Source organism: Eubacterium sp. 3_1_31, from assembly GCF_964249515.1.
Taxonomy (GTDB): domain Bacteria; phylum Bacillota_I; class Bacilli_A; order Erysipelotrichales; family Erysipelotrichaceae; genus Longicatena; species Longicatena caecimuris.
Genome location: NZ_CAXUBY010000026.1, coordinates 1 through 23,229 on the forward strand (window position 1 = coordinate 1; position 23,229 = coordinate 23,229).

The following is a 23,229-nucleotide window of genomic DNA, read 5'->3' on the forward strand; positions in this document are numbered from 1 at the left end:
ATGAAGCGAAAGTTTCATGTACGGTGTGAAGCGGGGGAAAACTTGGAGATAACATCAAAGAGTTACCTATCGCTATTTTATCTAAAGATGCTCTTGCAAAATCTTTAGGAAGCACACCACGAAGGGAAGAGTTTTCCTTTTCAATCACATACATGGCATTATCGATAACCTGACCAATTGTCGGATCTTTAGCACTGTTTTTAATTGTTTCCCAACGTGCTTCCTGCGGCACCCAAAACACATTTTTTGCAAGGTATTCATCTCTATCTTCCGGATCAGCATATTCATCCTGAAAAATTTCTTGATAAGCTCTTTCAAAACTATCAGAAATATATTTCAAGAATATAAGACCAAGACATACGTGCTTATACTCTGCAGAATCCATATTATTGCGGAGTTTATCCGCCATTACCCACAAATCTTCTTTTCTTAATTCAGCCATTTTTATTCCTCCACCATTAAATAATCTGAGATACTTTTGCCCAGATTTGCTTTTCGTTTGGGCTTTCTTTTGCCGACCTAATAATTTTTAATATTGATTCATTTTCCATTAGGTATTCTTTAATATCTGCTGGAACATCTTTTCTTTCTTTTGCAGCTAAATCATACAGCTTGTTCCTTATGTCTGGAAATTCTTCTAAATGCAATGTTGCAATTATTCTATCTAATAACTCTCTTTCGGGAGGTTTATTATTACTCTTTTCAATATCACTGATATATGTAGGTGTTTTACTCACCGCTTTTGCAAGTTGACGAATTGATATTTTTTTTGCTTGTCGGACGGAACGCAAATATTGACCAAATTCAGCATTTTCCGTTTTCAAATTCAAATCATCCACCTTTATCACCTCCATTGTAAGTTAGTTAGCTTACATACTGTTATTATATATTATATTGCTAATTAAATCAAGGTTCTTATCAAAATCAAATTTATTTGCTATAATATTTTTATAATCCAGGAACAAAATGAGATTTCTATGTCGTTTAATAAATAGAGAGTATACTCTCTGGAAAGGAGGCACAAAATATGCCGATATTATTAAAAAGAAAAAACGGTGAGATCACGCCGTTTCGCAACGCAGAATATATTTCTGCGTTTTATTTCATCCCCAAAAGCATTTTGGATAAGTGCGGAAAAGAAATAAACAGTATTCCAAGAAATCCAAGAAAATTACTTCAAGATCGTCGTGCCATAGAAATAATAGAAAGTGATTTGTTTAAGCTTGTAATAATCGACGCTTACGCTTTTATGGTGTGGCCTTTTATGGGGCTTGGCACAAAAAGGGAGATTTATTCAGGATATGAACCGTCTTGGAGATATGCGCACGCAGTTTCTATTTGGATTAAAGGAATGGAAGATGAAGGGATTATCCCTAAGTCACAGGAGATATTAAAAAGCAGCAATGTAGACGAAGATCTCGGATATATATCCGAAGAAGAAATCTCAGAAACATTCACTTGGCTCGTTCCTAAAATAATGGCAAAACACAATATGAATGAGATCATTGCTGTGGCGGAAGAATATCGTTGCTTTGAAGATTTTGATTATCGAAAGAGCCGACAAAAAATCGATTTTTACCGCAAGTGGTATCACACCCGTGCAAAAATATCCATTGAATCTCTTGATGAAATAAAAGAAAAGTATGCAGAGAATACAGACGGAATGGAGTGGGATATTCCTGATGACAGTGTTAATGTTGAGAGTACCGTATTAGAACCGATTGCAGTCAACGAGTTTTTAGACACTCTTTCTGAAACAGACAGGAAAATACTCACAATGCGAATGGATGATGTTACACTTGAAAAAATCGCAGAGGAATCAGGCTTCAAAACGCACAGTGCTATTCACAAAAGAATCCGAAAGATTGGCTTAGCTTACGAAAAATTCAGCGGTGAAGATTTGGGATTCAGCAATAAGAAAATTATCTGACAACACCTATTGATGTATAAATCGGTAGGTGTTCTTTTTATGCGCAAAAGCAGAAAGGAGGTCTTTGGGGTGCAGTACAATCTGATAAAATCGCAGCAAATCAAAATTAAGAACACCCTATGTATGCAATGCGGACACCAAAGCTGTTTGATGATAAGTAGTGGTGTCTGCCCTGTTTTTTCGGGAAGCAAACAAGAAATCATTAAAATCAAGGAGGACAATCACAATGAAAAAATATAAAGAAACATATATCATCGGTATTGACCACGGCTAAGGAAATATGAAAACGGAAAACTGCTGTTTTCAGGCAGGTGTGACCGTATATGATAAAGAACCAATTTTCAAAGACAATCTGCTTGTTTGGAATAACAAGTATTATCTTATCGGCGCAGAACATAAGGAGTTTTCGGCAGATAAAATGCTGGATGAAGACTATTATGTTCTGACGCTTGCGGCAGTCGCAAGGGAACTGAATATTGCAAAAATCTATTCTGCTGATGTATTGATTGCCGCCGGGCTTCCGCTGACTTGGGTAAGCGAACAGCGAGAAGAATTCAAACGATATTTGCTGAAGAACGAAACAGTTGACTTTAATTTCAAAGGCAAGGATTATCATATCCGCATTGTCGGTGCAGATGTTTACCCACAGGGATTTGCCGCTATTGTCAATCACTTATCCGATTTTTCAGGTGTAAATATGCTCTGCGATATTGGCAACGGCACGATGAATATTATGTTCGTCAATGATAAAAAACCGAACCCCCACCGCTGTTTTACCGAGAAATTTGGAACACACCAGTGTATGCTCCATATCCGTGAGAATCTAATGAGAATTCATCACGCAGAGCCGCCCGAAGAAATGATTACCCGTGTGCTTCGTTTCGGCGCAGCAGATATTGACGGCGACTATTTGAAAACAATAACCAATACTGCAAAAGAGTATGTGGAAAGTTTTTTCCGCAGACTGCGTGAACACGGCTACGATTCAAAACTGATGAAGCTGTATATTGTCGGAGGAGACGGTTGTATGATCCGTAACTTTGCTGAATATGACGAAAGCCGTATTACTGTAAACGATGATATTTGTGCTACTGCCAAAGGGTATGAACGAATGCTGGAAATGAAATTGATTAAAAACGGCGGTGCGTTATGAGTATCAAACGAATGAGCCTTAGGTTTAACCTGGATAACGAAGCTGACCGCAAGGCTTGGGAGCATTTAAAAAATACAGCAGATTCAAAAAACAAGGCAGTTATTACTGCTATCAATCAATTTTATGAGCCACACACAGAAATAACAGAGGTTATCCGAAAAACTATTCGTGAGTGCTTGCAAAATCTTTCTGTAATACAGATGGAATCAGCACAGCCCACCGAAGCACTGTCCGAAGAAGAAAACGAACTTATGTATTGCCTCGATATGTTTCTCGGTGAATGACGACATCAGAGTGGTGCCGCTTTTTTACGCTCTGAAATTCACTGTGGCATCATTTTGGCATCAAATCAAAATTAAGGAGGATTTATATTATGAGAGCTTATTTATCATTAAGACAACTTGAAGAAAAAGGTATTTGTGTTGATGAATACCTGACCAATGAGAGAGATGGCGTATTTAAAGCACGCCTTGATTGCAAGCGTTGGGGCAAGAAACGAAATATTCTTGCATACTTCACTTTTGAAGACGGCAGTAAAGTTATGGCTTCCGCTTGGCAGAACACCGGGTATCTCGGTATCCCTGAGATTGAAGAAGGAGCAATGCTAACGCTGACTTTTGAGAGAGCAAAAAACGGAATTTCTTATTTGAGAAAGGTTGAGAGAAACAAGGGAGAGCAATCGTGTCTTATGCTGTAACAAGCAGGGAACTTGTACGGCAAGTTCCAACTCAAAATCGGCTGTTTAGCCGATTTTCTCTTTAGGGACTGACGTCCCTAACACCCTATTTTGAAAGGACTGATAAATCTATGAACAGAAACCCGAAAGAAAAATTTGCCCGAATTGACATTCGGGTAAATCAAAAAGATAAAGACAAAATCAAACGATTTGCCGAAAAATGCAATTTATCTATTAGTGAATATCTGGTGCAAAGGGCATTGGGATATGAACCGATAACGGTTCTTCCTGATGTCTTTTTTGATTTCTATAACAAATTGTGTCAGCTTGACAACACAGTGGGATTTACGCCCGAAACAGAAAACAAACTGCTTTCACTGATTGATGAAATTCATTCGGAACTTTTATTACCACGGAAGGAGGATATGCGTAAATGGCGACCACCGGATTCTGGCCTGTCAAAAACAGGCTGAAAGAAGTAATCGACTATGCCCGTAACCCTGACAAAACCACTGACAAGAAATTCTTGGATGAAGATTTATATGCGGCACTCCGTTATGTTGAGAATGATAAAAAGACGGATCAAACGATGTATGTTTCGGGTATCAACTGTCCGAAACAAAGAGCATACGAATATATGATGGCTACTAAGCGTCGTTACGGCAAACTCGGCGGGAATGTTGCCTATCACGGATACCAAAGCTTTTGTAGTGGGGAAATCTCCCCCGAAGAAGCGCATCAAATCGGACTGGAAACTGCAAGGCGTATGTGGGGCAAGGATTATGAGATAGTCGTTACCACCCACCTGAACACAGATAATCTTCACAATCATATTGTGGTAAATTCGGTATCTTTTCGTACCGGGCGGAAGTTTGAAAACCATATTTCCGACCATTACAAGCTGAGAGAGATTTCCGACGCAGTTTGCTTGGAGCGAGGAAAAAGCGTATTGCCGCCGAGTAAATTCACAGGCAATCGAAAGAAAGATTATTGGATTCACAAAAGCAACGGTTTAACTCACCGAGATATTCTGAAACAAGATATTGATGAAGCAATTTCAAATACAACCAACTGGAAGGGCTTTGATTTATACCTGAAAAATCTCGGCTACTCTTACGCCCGAAACAACGATTACCGTCATCCCTCCATTATTGCTCCCGGTTGGAAACGCTCTGTCCGTCTTGATTCTTTGGGTGAGCAATATACGCAGGAGAAAATACGGCAGAGGCTGATTGATAATCAGAAAAATATTACTCTTTACGCAATTCGTATTCCAAAACGGTATGCACCGCTGTTACAGCTTGAATACGAATTTAAAAAAGCACAGCGTATGGACGGGATACAGCTTGCGTTTGCATTGATTATTGAGCTTTGGAAACTGATTACAGGCAACAATATAGAGCCGTCATCCCCAAAACCTCTATCCCCGGCACTACGGCAGGAAGTCAGAAAATTAGATCAAACCTTAAAGGAATACAAACTTCTTTGTGAGAATCAAATCGATTCCGCACAGGAGCTTGTTTCATTTATCGAGAAAAAATCCACAGATATTTCTACCTTGAAGTCGGAGAGGCAGAAAATTTATAACCGTATCCGCCGCCCGAAATCGGAAGAAGAAAAAGAACAGAACAAAGCGGCGGCAAGAAAAATCTCTGCAAAGTTAAAACCTTTGCGTGAAGATCTCAAAACCGCACAATCCATCACCGAGCGGTATCCGCATATCTTGAAATTGCTTGAAACCGAGCGTGCTATGGAAATACAATTAAAAGCCAAAAACAGAGAAAGGAATTATGAACGATGAAAAACACACCGAAAAATATTGCAATAGAAAAACTTTTCCCCTTTGAGGGACATCCCTTTAAGGTTCAGGACAACGAAGAAATGAACGCTTTGATCGAGAGTATTCAGGAGCAAGGTATTTTGTCTCCGTTAATTGTCCGACCAAAAGAAAACACCGCAGATGAATATGAAATTGTATCGGGACACAGACGGTTCCGTGCAGCAGTAAAGGCAGGGATAAAAGAAGTCCCTGCCTTAATTGTTCCCCTTGATCGTGACGCCGCTGCCATCGCAGTGGTAGACAGCAATCTGCACCGAGAACATATTTTACCATCGGAGAAAGCCTTCGCTTACAAGCTGAAAATGGAAGCACTATCACGGCAAGGCAAAAGGACAGATTTAACTTCCGACCAAGTTGGGCGGAAGTTGGAAACCGCTGAAATCATAGGGCAACAAGCAGATGAAAGTAAAAATCAAGTTCGTCGCTATATTCGTCTTACTAATCTTATCCCGCCCATTTTAGATATGGTTGACGAAGGGAGAATTGCTTTTACGCCCGCCGTTGAACTTTCCTATTTGCAACCTGAAGAACAGACAATGCTGCTATCAGAAATGGAGTACAGCGATTGTACGCCTAATTTATCTCAGGCACAGCGTTTAAAGGTTCTCAGTATACAGGGATTGTTCACGAAAGAACAGTTATCCGCCATTATGAGCGAAGAAAAAGCCAATCAGAAAGAGCGTGTAAAAATCCCTGTTGAGCGTATTCAAAAATATTTTCCAAAAGATTATACTACCACTCAAATGGAAGAAACCATTGTAAAACTCTGCGAAGCGTACCATCGAAAGCGCTTGCGTGACAGAGATTCAAGATAGGAGGTTCGCCTATGGATTTTAAGATGAACGCTGTAATTCACAGAGGAAACGATTATGAAAATTCATTGCGCACTTTCCAGAACAAGAGAATGGAATACCTTGAGCAGGAAATCCGTGCCTTTGATGTTGAAACCTTACGCTTACTTCTATACGACCTTCAAAAACGAGGCCGCACAATAGAAACGGTTACAGGGATAGCGGTATAATCAGACGGTAAGGAGGGCAGCTATGATGAAAAAACAAAAACAAAATAACGAGGACAATCGTAGCGTAGCAATCTACGCCCGAAAGTCCCGCATTACAAATAAAGGCGACAGTATCGGCGTACAGTTTAAGCAATGCGCTGAATATGCCAAAAGAGAACTTCAGCTTTACGACGATTATAATTTTATGGAATATGAGGATAAAGGACTCTCCGGTTACTATTCCGACCGTCCTGATTTCCAGCGTATGCTCCACGATATTGAAATGGGTAAAATCCGTGCCATTGTCTGCTACAAGCTAGACCGTATCGGCAGAAAAACCAGCGACCTTTTACGCTTGCTTGATTTTCTTGAAAAGCACAAGGTGGATTTGCTGATCTGCTCCAACAATATCAACACCGCTTCCGGCGTATCCAAAATATTCATTCAAATCTTTGCTGTGGTTGCGGAATTTGAGCGTGATACTCTGACCGAGCGTATCACAGATAATATGATGGAGCTGGCTAAAGACGGACGCTGGCTTGGCGGAAATACCCCCACAGGTTTCACAGTAAAGCGTGTAAAGACTGGCAGCGGCAAAAACAAATCAGCTTACAGTTATTTGGAGAGCATTCCCGAAGAAAAAGCAATGATACAAAAACTCTATGCTGTATTTTCGGAAACCCGTTCTATTAAGAAAACAGCAGACTGGATGAATGAGCTTGGCTATCGCACAAAGATCGGCAGCAAATTCAACACTTCCACTACAAGATTATTATTAAAAAATCCTGTCTACTGCGTTGCTGATGAAATTGCTTACAACTATTTCTACGAAAACGGCGGCGGAGTATGCGCTGAGCTGTCAGAGTTTGACGGTCAGCACGGCTTATCCGCCTATAACAAAACCGACCAAGAGAAGTTTGAGGACGCTGACAGCACCTTCATTTCTCCAAAATTTGTGCAATTAATGTCTGCAAAGCCTGTTTCTGAATGGATTATCTCGGTTGGCAGGCACGAAGGCTTTATTCCGAGTCAGCAATGGATTGATACACAAAATATGCTTGATTCCATCGCAGAAAAATACAACCGCCCGCACCGAAAGACTAATGCTCTGCTGGCAGGACTAGTATACTGTCCGCATTGTGGAAAACGCCTGCGAGTTGTCTCCGAATCAAATCGATGGACAAACGGCAAGCCGAGATTCAAATATGTCTGTCCCGGCTATCGTTTGAGCGAATGTACTTTCCGTGCTGTTGACGGTGTATTGCTTGATGAATTTGTAGTCAAACAGTTATCCAATCTATCCGATGAGGACAGCGAATACTTTGTCAAATTACTCAATCAGAAGGCTTCAGATATTTTTAAGAGTTCTCAGAACGAGCAGGAATTGACCGAGCTAAGAAAAAAGAAAGCACAGCTTGAAACTGCTATTTCAAATCAGGTGAAAAATCTGCGGGAAGCAGACGATAATCTAAAACGGTTTATTCAAGATGATGTAAAAGGGCTGACGGACGAGCTTTCTGAAACGGAAAAACTGTTACAAAAATTAGAAGACAGCAGGCAAAGTCAGATGTATGCTGTGAGAGATATTGAAGAAATCAAAGAACGGCTGCTGTCCTTTGAGAAATACGCAAAGGACGCACAGCCGGATGTACTGGTAACGCTGATACAATCCTTTGTGGAGCGTATTTATATAGTCGATGAAAACGACGAGCGTTGCTGTCATATCTTTATTAAAGGTTGCACCAAAGAGGACTATGACGAGTTCTTCCGGGCAACCGGTTACATATCTGGTACGAGAGAAACAGGTACTATCACATCCAAATTGTCTTTGTGTGATTCAGATGAGTGTTGCCAAGACTATGTGGTATTTGCAATTCCATGTGGTGTGTGATAAAGTATGTACGTCATTTAATGGATTATTATTCATTATTTGTCCTCCTTTTGATTTTTATGCAGTTGCCAGACCGCATTCTTATTCTATCAAAAGGAGTTTTATTTTTAAAGGCTCATCGCTAAAGCTCTACGGAACCCCCAGACTATCTGGGGGTTTTCTCATACAAAAAAGTCATTCACCTTTTATGAATGACCCTTTCCCTTGATTATTTTTATTTCATTTCAAAAAATCGCCGATTCTGTTCTACTTCTCGACTCTTAGGCTTATACACTCCGGCCAATTCGTTATATTGAACCGCTCGATCCTTATCCCCTAAACGCCACCAGCAGACACACAATTGAATGGCTGGTATATACCCATAACAATCTTCACGAATAAAAGCACCACTGGTTTCATTCATCGGTACTTTCATAGCACATTCATACCAAAAGATAGCCTCTTTATACTTCGCTCTATCCATAAAATGCTTTGCGATATCGCAACATAACTCGGCATGTGGTACTTCATATTGTAAAGAGCATAAAAAACTTTCTAATGCCTTTTCTTCTTTATGCAAGGCATAGTAACAATATCCCAGCATCTCACAGGCATCAATTTTATTTTCTATCCAGCCGCTATCTTCTTTTAAAAACTTTTTGAATGCTTTAACGGCATCTTTATAGCGCTTATGATAGTATAGCTCTCTGGCATAATAAAACTGTTCCCGCGGATTTAACTTTTTTCCTTTATCCAACATAGCTTCAAAGATGCGCAGATTGCGATTGGCATCACTCACATGCACCTTGCGATGACAGATTCCGATATCGGTATAAAGCAGTCTGCCTGTTAAGGGAATCACTTCATGAATTTCCCCTTCCCATAAATGCAATTCTTCCCGTTTTACCATACGTTCCCGATAATACGAAAAAGAAGGATTTCCATCTTCATCAAACGCCGTATGATATTTCATCATAACGATGGAAACTTTTTTATCTAGTTCTTTTTTTAGTTTCTGTATCTTCTCAATATCCTCATCTTCTACCACATCATCCGCATCCAGCCACATACAATACTCCATACTCGCCTTGGAAAAAGAAAAGTTACGAGCCTTGCTGAAATCATCACACCATGAAAAATCATATAACTTATCCGTATACTTCTTTGCGACTTGCTTTGTCTTATCCGCACTTCCCGTATCGACGATGATGATTTCATCCGCAAATTTCTTTACACAGTCTAAACATCTTGCCAATACATCTTCTTCATTTTTTACGATCATACATACACTGATGCTTATCAACGATATTCATCCCCTCTCTCTCAAAGAAAAGGATAGTTTCCCATCCTTTCACTGTGCATTAGTTATAGACATAATAAGAACTAACGTATCTGATAAATAATCAAATATGCATTTACGGTATGATGATTGCTACAAGATTCTATCGTATTGTGGCAGTCTGATACCAAACGAATGCTATTGTTCGGATGCAATTCTAACATGACACAGCCTCTTACAAATTGGTTTTCGCATACTAATGGCATGCGGGATTCTTCTAACAATTCTTCATTATTAATTTCTAAAGCAAATGCATCGCCATCACATACCGAAGAACTGATTAAAACACCATATTCCGCGATATACGTGCCTTCCTGTTGTGCAGTCAGACTTGTATAATCATTTGAAATCGTAAAGCCATCACTGACATTGCCGCAATCAAACACCAAAGCATCTTGAGGACATAGTGATTTTGGTGTAAATGATGTTAGCGATGCGGATGCATAATGGATGATAGGTGCACTTTCTCCGGCAGGTCCGGTGTTTCCCATAACTCCTTGTATACCTTGTGGTCCGGTAGGTCCAGTAGGCCCCTGAATACCTGGCACTCCTTGTGGACCGGTTACACCTTGCGGACCTCGAATGCCTTGTAAGCCTTCTCTGCCTTGTTGCCCTTGTAATCCTCTGGGACCCTGTGGACCTCTTGGTCCTCTTGGACCCATGGGACCTGTTGGCCCCATACCTGGCTGAGGGCACCATCCCTCTTGGTTTCGATAATCTTCCATTGGATGAAAATCATCATAAGCACAATTGCCATCCGGATAATCATAATTACCGTTATAGCCAAAATCCGCCTCATTTCCTCTATCATCACAGTTACCATAATCGAAACGGTTTTCATCATTTGGATGATGCTCATAGCCGTAGTCGTTTCCATATCTGTTCTGGTACATAACATTCCCCTTTCCCTTGTACGCTTATCACGTTCAATCCACTATATGCAGGTATCGGGATAGTTGTGCCGATGAAATCGCACAGTTCATGATATATGACCAGAACAAAGAGAATTCAACTTGGCTACTTCATAACCATGGCGCAAAATACGTTCAAAATCATCTTTCTTTACCCGCTCTAAGGTCGTCTTATAAGAACTTACGCGTAATACATCACTTTCCTTTAGCGATGCATGAAGCAATTCTTGTTTACGGGCAAAAGATATATCACAATGACGCAGCATATCCTTCGTTTGACTGCCTATTTGTAAGAAAAGTCCTTGTTTATTTTGCTCCATAAAATCTATTACTTCCTGCTTACGGAGGAGCTGGCTTTGTGTCATACTGATTGCTAATAATCGTTTTAGATTACTGAATGAGTATCCAATGGTTCGCATCTTGTGCTCCAGCTTGTCCATAGATGCATTACTGACAATAAGATAATTAATATCTGGACACAGCTTATTTTGCCCTTGAAAGGAAAAAAGCGGGTCTAAGCCCATATTATCATAAACACCGCCATCCCATAGATGCAGGGTTTCATCTCTTACCCGAACAATCATAGAGCCTGTAACATCACTCCATACATACGCTTTTGTCTTTAATGTATATGGTCCGATGAAAACAGGAAAACCGGCACTTGCACAAATCGCATGACTAAGAGGAAAGCGCGGGCGTTGCACAAAGCTATACTGTGAGCCCATTCGCTTTGCGGATATGCGAAAATCTTTTCCCGTTTCATAAGCAGTTGTATTGATGGTCCATAAAGGAAGTGTCGGGATATCTTGTAAACAGGCCGTGATCTTCCATCGTTTTTCCATGACATGCGCTAACAGATTTGCTTTTTTATTCCAATAATAAGGGGATACAATAAGCCTGCATAAAGCCGTCCATTGAATATCTTTTGTGATAATATCACGTTTCATAGCCGGAAGAACTTTTGATAAAAATGTTACATCGGATGGCCATTGATTATCATTGTTCGCAAAAATCAGACCTACTGCAATACTTGCCCCGGATACACTTGAAATATGGTGAATCCTTTTCAGCAAACCTTGCTCAGCAAGCCATTTTAAGACACCTAAATGAAAGATGGCAGCACGCATACCGCCACCAGATAATGCCAACCCTATTTTCATATCCTGTTTCAACATGATATAGCCCCCTTTATAGTCTATGCCTAGGATTTTGCCAATATGAAAGGACATGGACCATATCGTACATGCTTTACGATGCGCTGATGAAGCATAGAAAAAAGAGGTGTAACCTCATCGACTTGTCAATCTTGTCTATTTCGTTACATCCTCTTCCATGCATTTGCAAATATCCTTATCCTTGCTCTTTAGGAAATAGTGCCTGACGCACATAACGCTGAGCCTCTTCTAAATCATCATTTCTTACATAAAGCTTATATGCTATGCTCATATCATAAGAAGAGCCTTTTATGACTTCTTCCGTATACTCATCATGAACCTTCGTCGTTTTAACGGTGTATTCTATACCATGTAATGCTAACGTATGAGTTACTTTATCCAAGTTTTCTTTCGTATACGTTATAAATACTTCACTGCGATTAAATACATGTAACATCTTCTTCATCTCCCTTTTCTTATCCTTACTATAGTGCTGCAAGTGGATTTGGTTACATAGAAAATCACCTTATGCGTTTCAAAGTATGCTACTTGATCTTTTTTTCTTGTTTGCTGTTGTGACAAGCATACCTACTAAGATCGTAAACGTCTGTTTATCTTCAGCAATCAAAAAGGCATCGTTCATAAAGAAATTTACTTTCCCATAATATTTTTTCGCTTATCTTCGAAATGCCTGTTATCCTATTTTTATTATAACGGTTATTTCCATAAAATGTCAGTAAAACATGATAAATATAAAGCTTTAAATAATGCTATAGTATTAAGATGAAAGAGGCTGTAATAGTTGTTTGATGCATAACCGCTTGATGATGGATTCCTTTATTCGCATTCTATATAATGCATAAATCAATCATGATATATACATGCAAAAGTATTCTTTGGAAGCGAACTCGGCTGTTTTTTTTCGCATACATGTATAAAAATACGATGATTGACTTGCTTTGATCGTAGCATTTTCCTATTGTGCTTTCTATCCTATGCCGATAGAAAAAAGTGACAGATTGCTCCATCACTTATGTATTAGATTACGGCTTCAAACTGCGGCTTGATTTTTTTCTTTGTGATAAAGAAAGAAATGACTAATAACAAATAGGTGATATCAAAATTTGACGGTGATACCAGCTTAATGAAGACACACGCTAAGAGTGTTGCGGCATCGACACGCATATAAAAGCTGCCAAATTGATAACGACGAATGATTCTGCGTTTGATCTTAAAGTTTTGAAAAGCGATAGCCCCGGCAATACAAGCAACGATTGCGTCAATTGCATAATTGGCCAGGTAATCTTTTGTCAACAGATTCTTTAAGAAGAATAAGACCATCGCAATCGCAAATACCATCCAAATACTGCCAATCTGCAGTTTCTCATAATCCTGATTGCGTAATTTCTTTTTCATTTCTTTATACACAGGACCTTTGGAATACTTCGCCACATAGTCTTTCAAATCGCGAGGAATCACAAGTTGTGGCTTTTTCTGTGCCTTCATGCCTTCCATACATTGTTCTAAAGCAATATTGGCAATGATACTTTTATCCAAGTCACTCTTTTTCGTATCCTCTAACAGATAATCATACAACCGATAAAAGGCTTTCTGATAATCTTCATCTAATTTCTTTACTAGATATAAATTATCAATATGCAGTTGTTTTCTTGCCTTTCCATCCGCCATTAGTTCTCTTGTACCTCAATGCTTTCACTATCGGTAATATGTAAATTGGTATTATAGAATGTAGTTAATGCTTTTACCATATAGTAAGAATCTTTAATACCGGCTGTTTCATAAGATGAATGCATTGCCAACTGAGGTAAACCGATATCTACGGTATGCATAGATACTTTCTGACTGGATAAGTTACCTAACGTACTTCCACCGGCTGCATCACTGCGATTAGCAAAGTATTGTACTGGTACTTCGGCTTTTTCACAAATACCGCCAAAGACCGCAGAACTGATAGCATCTGTCGTATATTTCTGATTTGCGCTGAATTTTACAACGATCCCTTTATTCATATATGTACAATTGGTAGCATCTGTTTTTTCCGGATGATTTGGATGTACCGCATGCGCATTATCACAAGAAACCATGAAGCTTTTTGCGACTGCTCGATAGTAATCTTCCTTTGTGAATCCCATGTTGTCATTTATACGCTGTAACACATCGTATAAGAAGGTTGAACATGCACCTTGTTTTGTCCCTGAGCCGACTTCTTCGTTGTCGAAACAAGCAAATACATTTACCGCATGAGTATTCCCTTTACTTTCTAATAATGCTTTTAAAGATGTAATGGCACACTGTAAGTCATCCAGTTTAGGGGATGAAATGAATTCTTCTTTTGCGCCCCAGATAGATGGTGCCATACGATTATACAAATACAGATCACAACCGAAGATGTTTTCTCTGGTAGTGCCTAAAGCATCGGCAATTAATTCATAATAATCATTTTCTGCACATTCTCCTGCGGAAAATAATGGCAATAGATCTACTTGATTATTGTATTTCATACCATTGTTTACATCGCGGTTCATATGGATTGCCACATTAGGAATTAATACAAGATCCTTATCGAAGCTAAGCAGCTTACTGACAAAGGTATTGCCTTCTTTTACTAAGACACGTCCGGCAATGGATAATGGACGATCCATCCATGTTGCACATAACATACCGCCATAGCCTTCTGTATTCAGTTGTACATATCCGCCTTTTCCTTTTAATTCCGCAACTTCTTTCACTTTGAAAGTAGGTGAATCGGAATGTGAGGAAGTTACCTGGAAATGATAATCATCTAAATCATTTCCTATCGCAAAAGCAATCAAACTGGAACCATTGCGTGTCGTAAAATATTTACCACCGCGCTTTAATTCCCAGCTTTCACACTCTCTTAATTCTTCATAACCAGCATTTTTTAACATTGCAGCCATTTCCGCAACAGCATGGAAACAGCTTGGACTTTTTTGAATGAAATCTAACACTTGTTTTGCAGTTTCTTTATACATATATAAGCCTCCTAAATTACTCGTTTGTATTATAGCATTTTTCCATGTACAAGCCAAACAAAAAGGCAAGACTCCTTAAGAATCTCACCTACTTTGTTTTTATTTTGTGCTAGCTTTTTCGTTTTTCTTAATCAAAGGCAGAATCATACCTAATGCAGTCAGAACGATTGGTGTCACTACGTTTAAGAACATAGTGAATAAATCATCTGAATACATACCCATGATACAGCAAGCTGCTGTGACAAAGAAGCACCAGAAGCCCATTACCAGTGCAACCGGCTGATTCTTCGTGAAACGATATTCCGGATGGAATTTATCTCTAGCTTTACGCAATGCGATATAAGCCGCAAATACCCACAGATAACGCAAAGGCATCGTTACAGAGTTCAGCTTGTTTAACTGTGCCAATACACCGGCTGCCCCTGAACCACCAATGATCTGAATCAGGATGATCGCACCTGATAGTGCAACAACCATCCAAATACCATTGATGTAAGCACCAAATTTGTTCTGTTTCAACAGTTTAGTTGGAATGAACTGACGTGCATCTTCGTTATCCAACAGCATACGCAATGGTGCATCAATGCTGACAACCAACGTAGAGAACTGACCGATTGCATTACATGCCGCATAGATGATCATCAAAAGATTACCTACATGATAGTATTCACCCAGCTTCTGGAATGCCCAGTAAGAACCATTGGATACATAAGAGTTAAAGCTTTCTGTAGAACCATTGATCAAAGCAGGATCAAACATCATGCCCATTGCAATTGTTCCCAGAATTGCACATACCATAACCATGATTGCCAATGCAATCATACCTTTTGGGAAGCCCTTTGCAGGATCTTTTACCTTGTTTACGTATGGTGAAATCTTTTCACATCCACCAACAGCAAATACCAGAATGGATAGTGATGTAAAGTAATTTACATTGAACTGTGGAATGATGTTATCCCAACTGAAATCCATGCTTAAGTAACCACCGTTTGAATTGATGATAGGTGCCGCAAACATCATGACGATGTAAAGAATTGACATAACGAACATACTTGTTCCTGCCAATGTTGCTAATTTCTTCAATGGATTTAAACCACGGCTGGCAACCCAGCAGAAGAATAAGAATACACCTAATGTTGCTAACTGCACACCGATCGTAGGGAAGGTATCGTATGTAGAACCATCTTGGAAGACCATCCAGCTTAACGCTTTCAAGCCGCCGCTGCCCTTACTTGCGATGTAAGTGATGTGGCATGCCCAATAAGTCCAACCTGCATAATAAGCAAATTTAGGACCGATTGTTTCGTGAATCCATGAAGAAACACCGCCACCTGAGTTTTTAAATGCGGAACCAAGTTCACCAACCATCAATGCATAAGGCACGAAGTATAAAGCGAACATCAGAACCCAGCTGAATATAACCTGAATACCGTTGAAATAAACGAAACCATTTAATACGTTTCCGAATCCCCAAACAGTAGAGAATGCCATGAAGGCAAGGTTATACCAGAGAATTTTCTTTGAACTTTCCATTGTAACCTCCTTAAACTCAACGTTCCAATAATAGCATAAATCAAAACTGAACGCTACAATAATTTAGCTTTATACTTACATTTCGTATATTTTGTCTATCGCATGAAAACATGAATTGCTAATTATTGGAATATCATTTTTAGATAATTACGCAAAAAAAGGAACCTCATCAAAAAGGTTCCAAATATGCTAAGCAATCGTTAATTAAATATCCATGTATTTCTGTGCAGCTGTCACAATCGCCATTTTGAATACTTCTTCGGCATTACAGCCACGAGATAAGTCATTGATAGGTGCATTTAATCCCTGCAGGATTGGTCCGATAGCTTCCCATCCGCCTAAACGCGCCGCGATCTTGTAGCCGATGTTACCGGCATCAATATTGGGGAAGATAAACGTATTGATCTTACCAGCCACCTTAGAATCAGGTGCTTTTAATTTTGCTACTTCTGGTGCTACGGCACAGTCAAACTGAATCTCACCTTCTACCCCGAAGTCTAATGGCATACGTTTTAAACGTGTTGCAGCCTCTTTTACTTTATCCACACTGCTGCCCTTTGCTGAACCTAAGGTAGAATATGATAACAAGCCAACACTTGGTTCAATACCAAACTGGCGAACCGTATGTGCTGTCTGTAAAGTGATTTCCACCAGGTCATCTGCACTTGGATCAATATTGATAGAGCAGTCACCCATAACCAACTGTTCTTTATCTTTTAATAAAATGAAACAACTTGATACGATAGAGTTTCCCGGTCTTGTTTTTACTAGTTGTAGTGCAGGACGCACTGTATCCGCTGTTGAATAGGTAGCACCACCTAACAAACCATCTGCACAGCCTAATTTTACATACATAGTACCGAAAAAGTTTGTTTTCAAACAAGCTTCACGTGCCTGTGCTTCATCTAATTTACCTTTACGTAATTCAACAACTTTGGTAACCATCATATCCATATTCTTATATTCTCTAGGATCCAGCATTTCAATGCCTTCCAGATCATATCCCAAAGATGCGGCAGCACCTGTAATTTCAGCACGGTTTCCTAACAGTACAGGCACCAGGATGTTTTCCTTATGTAAACGAACAGCAGCTTCCAGAATACGTGCATCTGAACCTTCTGTAAAGACGATACGTGTTCCTTTACCCTTAATTTTTTCAATCAATGTGTCAATCATGAAAATATCCTCTCTTTCTTATTTTCTTGCTTTACCATTTTTTATTATACACCGCTTGTTTGCATAAAAAAAGGATTTTTTCACAAATGATTATTTTCACAAAGAAAGATACTGCTATTTACCAAAACGGTTATATAAAAGGATGGAAAAAGGGATACGTCTTTTGATACGTTCCCTTCTTTCATCTATTATCCTAAAATGCCAAAATAAGTTAATGCAATTGCTGCGATCATGATACCGAAAATCAATCTTACCGCTTCCTTGCCATTGGTTTTCTTCAAACGCCAATAACAGAATAGCGTAACTAATACCGGTAAGAAACAAGGCATGATCTTATCAATGAGTTCCTGAACGACAATCTTGCCATCACCACTGGCAAATTCTAAAGGGACACTTAATTTAACGGTTGTGGAAACCAAGCAACCGGCTACACAAAGACCTAAAACGGTAGCAGCACCGGAGATGCGTTTAATGACTTCATCACCCGAACCGGAGTTAATGATATCCATGCCTTTGGTATAACCGATACGGAAACCAAACCATTTCACTCCCTGATTGATAACATTGAAAACGACAAAGGTGAAGATTGCGCCAAAGATATTTCCGGTAACCGCCATAGTTGCGCCGATACTTGCGCAAATTGGCCACAAGGTAAACCAGAATAAGCCATCACCTAAACCGGCAATCGGTCCCATCAAACCTGTTTTAATGGAAGTGATGCTGTCTTTTTCCGCTTCTGGTGTATTTACCTCCAAAGCGGCGATAAGGCCAAACAATAATGGAGCTAGGGTTGCATGTGTATTAAAGAATTCCAAATGCCGTTTGATTGCTCGTTCTCGTTCCTCAAGTGGTGCATCCTTATATAACCGTTTTAAAACTGGTGTTAAGGTAAACAAACAGCCATCCGCTTGTTGGCGTTCATAATTCCATCCCCATTGGAAGGTCAGATGATTGATAAACATTTCACGATAGACCTTATTGGTCATTTCAAATTTTTCACTCATTATAAATCAATGCCTCCTTCCAGCTCCATCGCTGTATCACGTTCTAATTTTTTACGTTGTACATAATTGTAATCGTGAATACCGGCAAATACGATGCCAATTAAAGAAACTCCTAATACCGGAAGACCTAAGTATGCGGCAGAGACAAAACCAGCCACCAGATACATCCACATATCTTTTTTCAACATCATTGTCAGCAACATACTAATACCTACAGCAGGAATGATACCGCTGGCAACATTTAAGCCATTAATGATAAATTCAGGCAACCATTCGATGAAATCAGATAATACGGTATTGCCAATATAAACAGCGATAAAACATGGAATCGCACGTGCTAAGAATAACAGAACACCACTATACAAATGCCAGCGATTCGCTTTGTTGAAGTCACCCGTCGCAGCATCAATTTCCGCGCGGTGAATATGAACGGATAAATAAGTTTGTAACAAGACAATCAGCTGCAGAATCAAGGTTGCTGCCGGAACGGCAAAGGCAACACCGGCTGCCACACCGCCGTCACTGGTAATACCCACAGTAACACCGACAATAGCTCCACCGGTGATATCAGGAGGTGTATAAGCACCGACAGAATTTACACCCAGCCACATCAATTCCAAAGTACCGCCGATAATCAACCCCTGTGTAAGATCCCCCAGAATTAAACCGGTGATGGTTCCGGCTAACAGCGGTTTACGAATCTGCAGCTGCATACCTCCATCATCGAGTGAACAAAGACCAGCCCATAGGGCCACAAGCAATGCTTTCACTAACATAATCTTTTTCTCCTTTTCTTATTTGGTTTTTGTTAAGACATCTTTCATGTTTAATAATTCATCTCTTGGTACCATTTGTATTTGTACATCGATTCCCATTTCCACAAGTTTCTCAAACGCTTCCCTTTCCTTTGTCGTAACGGAAACAGCCTTGGCGATTTTAATTCGATCATTTTCAAAACGCATACCACCTACATTCAATACCGGAAAATTGACACCTCCTCTCGCCAAACGGTATGCATCAATCGAATTCGTTAAGATCAGCATCGTACGACGATGAATCGGATTCTTCTTATACACCTCAATAAAGGCATCTACACCAAAGACTTTTACCTTCACATTCGCAGGTGCCGTCATCGATATTACGGATTGTTGCATCTTATCTAATAAAATCTCATCATTAATGATCAATACCTGTTCAATCGAATAGTTGTTGATCCAAGTCGTCGCTATTTGACCATGAATCAATCGATCATCAATTCTCACTAACTCGATAGCCATTTACATTTCTCCTCTCTTATTCATGATGCGTAAGGATGAAGCCAAGATTTCTTTACTGTCCTCAATCAGCTCACACACCTTCATCGCTGTTGTATTGCGGCGGTTCACAAGTTCCACCAGAATCGCTAAGTTATAGCCGGTCAAAACCGTGATATCTTCTTCATCCATCATTAAGCGAACAGCTACATTGTTTGGCGTTCCACATAATAAATCTGTGAATATCAATACCTCATCACATTGTTGATGCAAACTTTCATACGCACGCTTCATCTGCTGACGTGCTTCTTCATTGTTCATCTGCGGTGTTATGGACACACATAGCAGATGGTCACAGGGACCAATGATCATCTCCAGGCTGTCTTTAGTGCCCAGACAATACTGCCCATGACTTGCCAGCAGAATACCCACTTTATTCTCCATGTTCTTCCACGTCCTTTCACTTTTTTATTAGCAAATCTCATGCCAAAATTGAAAAAAGGCTTATTTATCAGCCTTTTCCTCTCTATGATACACATGAATACAGTGATGACATCAAATGGATACATGCGCATTCTCATCTGTATCATCTAAAATGATCTGCATAAGATAGTAACACTCTTCCTGATTGATGGTAGTGTGAAAACTCGAACGGATTGCCTCCAATTGCTCAGTTACGATTGTATACAGCTTTGAATGTTCCTTTACTTGTACCATTGTTTCTTCGTTTTGCTCAAAGTGATATTCATCAAATAACAAACGTTCGATCATGCAAGACATATGAACGATCAAGCGTGTTAATGTTCGATTATTCAACGTCTTCTGTAATTCTTTTTCAACCCCTTCGATAAACTTCATCAACAATGGATAAAGTTTTTTAGAATTCAAGTACATCAGATATTTATCAATCGATTCAAATGCTACATCGACAAAGACATCACGCTCAAAACTTTTAACTACATCACTTTTATGAAGGACATCAATATCACCGATGATTTCAAATAAACGCTGCACCCCATCACTCATTAAGATATCTTCCATTGAAATAAAGGGATATTCATGAAGTCCTGGATCTACATTGCCGATCATACACAACACTTCTTTATTTTTGGAAGTTTCTTCTATCATACTGCGAATCTTTATCAAAGAATCATTACTCAGCGCAAGAATATCAATTGAAAAGATACCTTCCTGCTCTAACAAATCTTTTAAATATTTCTCTAAATAATGTGCCGTACCATCACCGGAATAACATATCGTATAAATGATCTTTTCACTACTTTGCGCAATATGGTTATGAATGTGATGTTCCAAGGTTGCATCCAGTTTTTGATTCATCCGCATGACATCCTGTAAAATATTACTCAAGGTATATTGCATAAAGACGGCTTTTCTTGCTGCATCAAGCAATAACAGAGTGTTGATTGTTGGGATGACAACTACATGATAAGATGTTTTCTGACGCAGCGTTTCTTCTAGGGAAGTAAGGGAACCCATATCGACAAATAATAAAATTTCATTCCCTTTTGGTTCCTGTTTGATCTTAAGAATCAACTCATCCATAATTTGATTTACATTTTTGGTCAAAGGCATATCCATCGGAATCAGATAATGGATTGATAATAATTCATTGACCACATCGGCAATATTACTTGCCAGACTTGTCCCATGAGCAACAACAAACATACTAATACCACAGCTTTGTAAGGTATTCGTTGTAAAGGTATTTAAGATACATGCTAAGGTATGCAGTTCCTGTGCAGGAATGCGCAAATGAAAATGTTGTTCAATCGCACGAATGAGACTGCGGGCATCTTCCATGGTCGCCACATCATAATCCTTCAGATCCTCTTCATGAGAAAAAGCATCTAGACGATTCTCACGGATATTTTTTAAATAAAAGGCAAGTGCCGCGCTTTGGCTGCGGCCAATAAGCACATTCATATTATGTAATACCCATTCATGAATAAAAGCCATAATTTCACGGATTTCGGTATCTATGATAAAGGATGGCAATTGATCATGTTCCAATGAACGGGCTATCTTTTCTACATACTCCTCAAAGGAAGTCTGAATATCTGATTTCGTTACATCTAATTGTGGTGGCGCAAATAAGGCCGTGTCATCTTCTTCAACCATAATTACATCATATGGCTCTACGATATACGTATCCTGTACCAACACCTTTTCAATCTCTCTTCGCTGTTCGATATCCAAATCACTCATACCATCTTTAACCTGATAAGATAAAGCATAGTTATGAATACGTATTTCATTGGTTATTTCCTTATTTTGTTGATCACGCATTTCAAGATAACTGCGGGCAATTGCCAGTTTTATATCATTCTTTAATTGCCCGATATTGCCCTTGGGCTGATAAAGCAGTAAAGTTGCCATTGTATCCTTATCTATCACGATCGGACAACCGATAGCAGATGCCTCTAATGAAAACAAATACAAGATCATTTGTTTACGTTCATTAAAAGATTTCTCTTTCAAACTTGGTATTTTTATAACCATCGGAATTCTTCGTAAAAAGGTGGTTAATAAATGATTATCCGGATCTTCAGTAGTTGCTAAAACTAAGGTTACTTTTGCCTCATGCTCACTGTTAGCTTCTCCCAGCATACGATACTTTTTCTTATCGATGAAATAAAACAGCATCTCTTGTCCTTCGGGTGGTAGACGATGCACTTCATCTAAAAACAGCATACCGCCATCCGCTCGTTTTAATAAGCCTTCCTTTGTTGCATCGGCTCCGGTATATGCCCCTTTGACACTGCCAAATAGCTGTGAAAGTAACAATTCTGCATTGTTGGCATAGTCGGCACAGTTAAATACGACAAACTGACTATCAGCAGTAAAAATGCCCTCTTTTTTTCCAAAGGTGAAGATTTTCTCGGCAAACAAACTTTTTCCGACGCCACTTTCACCCAACAGCATCGTATGCAAAGCTCCTCCCGGATACAATATTCCTGCTTTTGCCGAAAGAATCGCATTCTTTAGGCTGGCATTATATCCGATTAACGCAGTAAAGGGATCTTCATAATCTCTTACCTCATGAAGATCACCTAATAATTCATTCAAATTGGAACAGGTTGTTTGTGCTGGCAGCGTTTTATGCGTTACTCGCATAAAATGTTCCTGTGAATAAAACCGATACATCTTATTACCGCAAATCTTGATAACCTTGCCTTCTTGAAATAGCTTATTCACATCTACATTCACATTATTGCGTAACAGATGCAATTTCTCAGCAATTTCATAGACACTGATCCCCTGTACGCCTTGTTTTAAATCGGTGAGTGTGTGTGTTTGACAATAAGCATTGATTACTTGCATAATACTATCCTTGCGCATATTCACACCTCCTGTG

Annotated in this window: 24 protein-coding genes and 2 pseudogenes; 10 read left to right on the top strand and 16 right to left on the bottom strand. The window is 39.4% G+C overall.

All coding sequences use genetic code 11. The features are described 5' to 3' along the window. Positions 1-442: type I restriction-modification system subunit M N-terminal domain-containing protein (locus tag ACESSZ_RS10670; RefSeq protein ID WP_499842800.1), on the bottom strand; the 442-nt coding region annotated here is incomplete at its 3' end. A 16-nt stretch (positions 443-458) separates the two neighbouring features. Beyond that, entirely contained in the window at positions 459-839 is a 381-nt protein-coding gene (locus tag ACESSZ_RS10675) for a helix-turn-helix domain-containing protein (protein ID WP_175627750.1), read from the bottom strand. A gap of 188 nt (positions 840-1,027) precedes the next feature. On the opposite strand from ACESSZ_RS10675, the gene ACESSZ_RS10680 reads away from it, so the two are divergent. From ACESSZ_RS10680 to ACESSZ_RS10725, 10 genes and pseudogenes are all read left to right on the top strand, one after another. Then, on the top strand, positions 1,028-1,930 hold the full coding sequence (locus ACESSZ_RS10680; RefSeq protein ID WP_217706351.1) for a hypothetical protein: 903 nt from the start codon (positions 1,028-1,030) through the stop codon (positions 1,928-1,930). A gap of 39 nt (positions 1,931-1,969) precedes the next feature. Continuing rightward, positions 1,970-2,170, top strand: coding sequence for a hypothetical protein (locus ACESSZ_RS10685; protein ID WP_499842801.1), 201 nt, complete (start codon positions 1,970-1,972; stop codon positions 2,168-2,170). A 40-nt stretch (positions 2,171-2,210) separates the two neighbouring features. Next, positions 2,211-3,083: a ParM/StbA family protein gene (locus ACESSZ_RS10690; protein WP_499842802.1), complete on the top strand. Its 873-nt coding sequence runs from the start codon at positions 2,211-2,213 to the stop codon at positions 3,081-3,083. Continuing rightward, positions 3,080-3,367, top strand: coding sequence for a hypothetical protein (locus tag ACESSZ_RS10695; RefSeq protein ID WP_142419663.1), 288 nt, complete (start codon positions 3,080-3,082; stop codon positions 3,365-3,367). Before ACESSZ_RS10690 ends, ACESSZ_RS10695 begins: the two co-directional genes overlap by 4 nt. 89 nt (positions 3,368-3,456) lie before the next feature. Further along, a complete protein-coding gene (locus ACESSZ_RS10700) occupies positions 3,457-3,780 on the top strand; it encodes a hypothetical protein (RefSeq protein WP_142419664.1) in 324 nt (107 codons plus the stop codon). Between the two features lie 110 nt (positions 3,781-3,890). After that, positions 3,891-4,232: a plasmid mobilization protein gene (locus ACESSZ_RS10705; RefSeq protein WP_142419665.1), complete on the top strand. Its 342-nt coding sequence runs from the start codon at positions 3,891-3,893 to the stop codon at positions 4,230-4,232. After that, positions 4,193-5,560, top strand: coding sequence for a relaxase/mobilization nuclease domain-containing protein (locus ACESSZ_RS10710; RefSeq protein ID WP_142419666.1), 1,368 nt, complete (start codon positions 4,193-4,195; stop codon positions 5,558-5,560). The genes ACESSZ_RS10705 and ACESSZ_RS10710 overlap by 40 nt, the downstream gene beginning before the upstream one ends. Continuing rightward, the gene (locus ACESSZ_RS10715; protein WP_142419667.1) at positions 5,557-6,414 is read left to right on the top strand and encodes a ParB/RepB/Spo0J family partition protein; all 858 of its coding nucleotides are present in this window, start codon (positions 5,557-5,559) and stop codon (positions 6,412-6,414) included. Before ACESSZ_RS10710 ends, ACESSZ_RS10715 begins: the two co-directional genes overlap by 4 nt. 11 nt (positions 6,415-6,425) lie before the next feature. Further along, positions 6,426-6,620, top strand: coding sequence for a hypothetical protein (locus ACESSZ_RS10720; RefSeq protein WP_142419668.1), 195 nt, complete (start codon positions 6,426-6,428; stop codon positions 6,618-6,620). A gap of 25 nt (positions 6,621-6,645) precedes the next feature. Next, positions 6,646-7,878: pseudogene (locus ACESSZ_RS10725) on the top strand (recombinase family protein); the annotation flags it as partial. 570 nt (positions 7,879-8,448) lie between these two features. On the opposite strand, the pseudogene ACESSZ_RS10730 reads toward ACESSZ_RS10725, so the two are convergent. The 14 genes and pseudogenes from ACESSZ_RS10730 to ACESSZ_RS10795 form a co-directional block, all read right to left on the bottom strand. Continuing rightward, positions 8,449-8,526 (bottom strand): annotated as a pseudogene (locus tag ACESSZ_RS10730) (IS200/IS605 family transposase); the annotation flags it as partial. A 178-nt stretch (positions 8,527-8,704) separates the two neighbouring features. Continuing rightward, entirely contained in the window at positions 8,705-9,772 is a 1,068-nt protein-coding gene (locus ACESSZ_RS10735; RefSeq protein ID WP_017144739.1) for a glycosyltransferase, read from the bottom strand. Positions 9,773-9,852: 80 nt separating this feature from the next. Further along, positions 9,853-10,701: a collagen-like protein gene (locus ACESSZ_RS10740; protein WP_499842803.1), complete on the bottom strand. Its 849-nt coding sequence runs from the start codon at positions 10,699-10,701 to the stop codon at positions 9,853-9,855. Positions 10,702-10,787: 86 nt separating this feature from the next. Then, positions 10,788-11,894, bottom strand: coding sequence for a patatin-like phospholipase family protein (locus ACESSZ_RS10745; RefSeq protein WP_008690347.1), 1,107 nt, complete (start codon positions 11,892-11,894; stop codon positions 10,788-10,790). Between the two features lie 175 nt (positions 11,895-12,069). Continuing rightward, positions 12,070-12,330, bottom strand: coding sequence for a hypothetical protein (locus ACESSZ_RS10750; RefSeq protein ID WP_008690345.1), 261 nt, complete (start codon positions 12,328-12,330; stop codon positions 12,070-12,072). A 581-nt stretch (positions 12,331-12,911) separates the two neighbouring features. Then, positions 12,912-13,562 (bottom strand): threonine/serine exporter family protein, encoded by a 651-nt coding sequence (locus tag ACESSZ_RS10755; RefSeq protein WP_008690343.1) that lies wholly within the window; start codon positions 13,560-13,562, stop codon positions 12,912-12,914. Further along, positions 13,562-14,887, bottom strand: a complete 1,326-nt coding sequence (locus tag ACESSZ_RS10760) for a M18 family aminopeptidase (RefSeq protein WP_008690341.1) — start codon at positions 14,885-14,887, stop codon at positions 13,562-13,564. The genes ACESSZ_RS10755 and ACESSZ_RS10760 overlap by 1 nt, the downstream gene beginning before the upstream one ends. Before the next feature lie 99 nt (positions 14,888-14,986). Continuing rightward, the gene (locus ACESSZ_RS10765) at positions 14,987-16,420 is read right to left on the bottom strand and encodes an amino acid permease (protein WP_008690339.1); all 1,434 of its coding nucleotides are present in this window, start codon (positions 16,418-16,420) and stop codon (positions 14,987-14,989) included. 204 nt (positions 16,421-16,624) lie between these two features. Then, a complete protein-coding gene (gene pta / locus ACESSZ_RS10770; protein ID WP_008690338.1) occupies positions 16,625-17,596 on the bottom strand; it encodes a phosphate acetyltransferase in 972 nt (323 codons plus the stop codon). A 188-nt stretch (positions 17,597-17,784) separates the two neighbouring features. Then, a complete protein-coding gene (locus ACESSZ_RS10775) occupies positions 17,785-18,600 on the bottom strand; it encodes a PTS system mannose/fructose/sorbose family transporter subunit IID (RefSeq protein ID WP_008690336.1) in 816 nt (271 codons plus the stop codon). Beyond that, a complete protein-coding gene (locus tag ACESSZ_RS10780) occupies positions 18,600-19,376 on the bottom strand; it encodes a PTS mannose/fructose/sorbose/N-acetylgalactosamine transporter subunit IIC (RefSeq protein WP_008690333.1) in 777 nt (258 codons plus the stop codon). Before ACESSZ_RS10780 ends, ACESSZ_RS10775 begins: the two co-directional genes overlap by 1 nt. 18 nt (positions 19,377-19,394) lie before the next feature. Further along, on the bottom strand, positions 19,395-19,877 hold the full coding sequence (locus ACESSZ_RS10785) for a PTS sugar transporter subunit IIB (RefSeq protein ID WP_008690331.1): 483 nt from the start codon (positions 19,875-19,877) through the stop codon (positions 19,395-19,397). Beyond that, positions 19,878-20,297: a PTS sugar transporter subunit IIA gene (locus tag ACESSZ_RS10790; RefSeq protein WP_499842804.1), complete on the bottom strand. Its 420-nt coding sequence runs from the start codon at positions 20,295-20,297 to the stop codon at positions 19,878-19,880. 111 nt (positions 20,298-20,408) lie between these two features. After that, positions 20,409-23,213 (bottom strand): sigma 54-interacting transcriptional regulator, encoded by a 2,805-nt coding sequence (locus ACESSZ_RS10795; protein ID WP_008690329.1) that lies wholly within the window; start codon positions 23,211-23,213, stop codon positions 20,409-20,411. Positions 23,214-23,229 lie beyond the last annotated feature (16 nt).

What these genes read in the sequence shown, in the direction of transcription:
- ACESSZ_RS10680 (WP_217706351.1), top strand. Translation starts at nt 1,028, where the DNA reads ATGCCGATATTATTAAAAAGAAAAAACGGTGAGATCACGCCGTTTCGC.
- ACESSZ_RS10685 (WP_499842801.1), top strand. Translation starts at nt 1,970, where the DNA reads ATGCGCAAAAGCAGAAAGGAGGTCTTTGGGGTGCAGTACAATCTGATA.
- ACESSZ_RS10690 (WP_499842802.1), top strand. Translation starts at nt 2,211, where the DNA reads ATGAAAACGGAAAACTGCTGTTTTCAGGCAGGTGTGACCGTATATGAT.
- ACESSZ_RS10695 (WP_142419663.1), top strand. Translation starts at nt 3,080, where the DNA reads ATGAGTATCAAACGAATGAGCCTTAGGTTTAACCTGGATAACGAAGCT.
- ACESSZ_RS10700 (WP_142419664.1), top strand. Translation starts at nt 3,457, where the DNA reads ATGAGAGCTTATTTATCATTAAGACAACTTGAAGAAAAAGGTATTTGT.
- ACESSZ_RS10705 (WP_142419665.1), top strand. Translation starts at nt 3,891, where the DNA reads ATGAACAGAAACCCGAAAGAAAAATTTGCCCGAATTGACATTCGGGTA.
- ACESSZ_RS10710 (WP_142419666.1), top strand. Translation starts at nt 4,193, where the DNA reads ATGGCGACCACCGGATTCTGGCCTGTCAAAAACAGGCTGAAAGAAGTA.
- ACESSZ_RS10715 (WP_142419667.1), top strand. Translation starts at nt 5,557, where the DNA reads ATGAAAAACACACCGAAAAATATTGCAATAGAAAAACTTTTCCCCTTT.
- ACESSZ_RS10720 (WP_142419668.1), top strand. Translation starts at nt 6,426, where the DNA reads ATGGATTTTAAGATGAACGCTGTAATTCACAGAGGAAACGATTATGAA.
- ACESSZ_RS10740 (WP_499842803.1), bottom strand. Translation starts at nt 10,701, where the DNA reads ATGTACCAGAACAGATATGGAAACGACTACGGCTATGAGCATCATCCA.
- ACESSZ_RS10745 (WP_008690347.1), bottom strand. Translation starts at nt 11,894, where the DNA reads ATGTTGAAACAGGATATGAAAATAGGGTTGGCATTATCTGGTGGCGGT.
- ACESSZ_RS10750 (WP_008690345.1), bottom strand. Translation starts at nt 12,330, where the DNA reads ATGTTACATGTATTTAATCGCAGTGAAGTATTTATAACGTATACGAAA.
- ACESSZ_RS10755 (WP_008690343.1), bottom strand. Translation starts at nt 13,562, where the DNA reads ATGGCGGATGGAAAGGCAAGAAAACAACTGCATATTGATAATTTATAT.
- ACESSZ_RS10760 (WP_008690341.1), bottom strand. Translation starts at nt 14,887, where the DNA reads ATGTATAAAGAAACTGCAAAACAAGTGTTAGATTTCATTCAAAAAAGT.
- ACESSZ_RS10765 (WP_008690339.1), bottom strand. Translation starts at nt 16,420, where the DNA reads ATGGAAAGTTCAAAGAAAATTCTCTGGTATAACCTTGCCTTCATGGCA.
- pta (WP_008690338.1), bottom strand. Translation starts at nt 17,596, where the DNA reads ATGATTGACACATTGATTGAAAAAATTAAGGGTAAAGGAACACGTATC.
- ACESSZ_RS10775 (WP_008690336.1), bottom strand. Translation starts at nt 18,600, where the DNA reads ATGAGTGAAAAATTTGAAATGACCAATAAGGTCTATCGTGAAATGTTT.
- ACESSZ_RS10780 (WP_008690333.1), bottom strand. Translation starts at nt 19,376, where the DNA reads ATGTTAGTGAAAGCATTGCTTGTGGCCCTATGGGCTGGTCTTTGTTCA.
- ACESSZ_RS10785 (WP_008690331.1), bottom strand. Translation starts at nt 19,877, where the DNA reads ATGGCTATCGAGTTAGTGAGAATTGATGATCGATTGATTCATGGTCAA.
- ACESSZ_RS10790 (WP_499842804.1), bottom strand. Translation starts at nt 20,297, where the DNA reads ATGGAGAATAAAGTGGGTATTCTGCTGGCAAGTCATGGGCAGTATTGT.
- ACESSZ_RS10795 (WP_008690329.1), bottom strand. Translation starts at nt 23,213, where the DNA reads ATGCGCAAGGATAGTATTATGCAAGTAATCAATGCTTATTGTCAAACA.